This window comes from uncultured Amaricoccus sp. (genome assembly GCF_937858865.1).
Classification (GTDB): Bacteria; Pseudomonadota; Alphaproteobacteria; order Rhodobacterales; family Rhodobacteraceae; genus Amaricoccus.
Map to the genome: position 1 here is coordinate 1 of NZ_CALLYO010000174.1, position 1,401 is coordinate 1,401.

General features: G+C 71.4%; 2 protein-coding genes. One reads left to right on the forward strand and one right to left on the reverse strand.

Annotation, left to right across the window (positions count from 1 at the left end):
* Window positions 1-179: 179 nt before the first annotated feature.
* Window positions 180-764: a lytic transglycosylase domain-containing protein gene (locus Q0112_RS04750; protein ID WP_297972147.1), complete on the reverse strand. Its 585-nt coding sequence runs from the start codon at window positions 762-764 to the stop codon at window positions 180-182.
* A gap of 197 nt (window positions 765-961) precedes the next feature.
* Here Q0112_RS04750 and ssb point away from each other — a divergent pair.
* A partial coding sequence (ssb, locus tag Q0112_RS04755; RefSeq protein WP_297972148.1) for a single-stranded DNA-binding protein occupies window positions 962-1,401 on the forward strand: 440 nt, incomplete at its 3' end.

Genomic DNA, 1,401 nt, shown 5'->3' on the forward strand with positions numbered 1-1,401 from the left:
GCCCGCTCCAGCACCGCCTTGGCGTGCACGTGGGGGAGCGGGAGCATGGCGAGGACGAAGAGCCCCGCCAGCAGTCCGGTCAGCCAGGATCGCAGCCTTCGGCGCATGGTGCTCCAGTGACGCGGGTCCCCGCGGGAGTCAATCGCGGCTGCGTGCGGACTCCTGTGCGGACCGGCGCCTCAGCGGCCGAGGATCGCCTTCACGTAGTTGCGGGTCTCGGCATAGGGCGGGATGCCGTGGTACTGCTCCACGGCGCCCGGCCCGGCGTTGTAGGCGGCGAGCGCGAGGCGCCAGTCGCCGAAGCGGCGGTACTGCTGGCTGAGGTAGCGCGCGCCGCCCTCGAGGTTCTGCTTCGGGTCGTGCGGGTTCACCCCGAGGTTCCGCGCCGTGTGCGGCATGAGCTGGGCGAGGCCGATGGCGCCCTTGTGCGACTTCGCCGTGGGGCGGAAGCCCGATTCGGTGCGCACGAGGCGCAGGAAGAGGTCCTCGGGCACGTTGTGCTTGCGCGCGGCGGCCCGGGCCATGTCCTGATAGACGCCGGAGGCGCCGCTGTAGACCGGGATGCCGGCCCATTCGTCGGCCTCGATCCGCGACGGCCGGCGCGGCTGGCCGGCGAGCGATCCCGGGACCGGCGGGCGGATCAGCGCGCGATATTCCGGCGAGAGGCTGGACTGGCTGCGGAGCAGCGTGCTGAGGCGGGCGTCCGCCAGCGCTCCCTCGCCCACAAGAAGCAATACGCCGAGCGCGATCAGTATGTTCCGCATTGTCCCTCGCGTTCCTGTCCGGCGGACTGCCCTCCGCCGCCCGGGCGTTGCCGGGAATTTGCCGCGGACTATGGCAAAAAAGATTCCGCCTGTCAGCTTTCATCTGCCTTCATCCTCGGTTAACCGTTGCGCCCAGAAGCTCCGACCCCGCGCGCCGCCGCGGGGCGGCGCCGGGCGCGGGTCTGACGGAGGACGAGATGGCGGGCAGCGTGAACAAGGTGATCCTGGTCGGCAACCTCGGACGCGACCCCGAGGTCCGCACCTTCCCGAGCGGCGGCAAGGTGGTGAGCCTGCGGGTGGCGACCTCGGAGACCTGGCGCGACAAGCAGAGCGGCGAGCGGCGGGAGCGGACCGAGTGGCACTCGGTGTCGATCTACAACGAGAACCTCGCCCGCATCGCCGAGCAGTATCTGCGCAAGGGCTCGAAGGTCTACCTCGAGGGCCAGCTCGAGACCCGCAAGTGGCAGGACCAGTCCGGCCAGGACCGCTATACAACCGAGGTCGCGCTGCGGCCCTACCGCGGCGAGCTGACGCTGCTCGACAGCCGCGGCGAGGGGGGCGGCGGGTACGATCAGGACCGCGGCGGCGGCTTCGGCGGCGAGGGCCGGGCGCCGGCCGGCGGCATCGACGACGAGAT

What these genes read in the sequence shown, in the direction of transcription:
- Q0112_RS04750 (WP_297972147.1), bottom strand. Translation starts at nt 764, where the DNA reads ATGCGGAACATACTGATCGCGCTCGGCGTATTGCTTCTTGTGGGCGAG.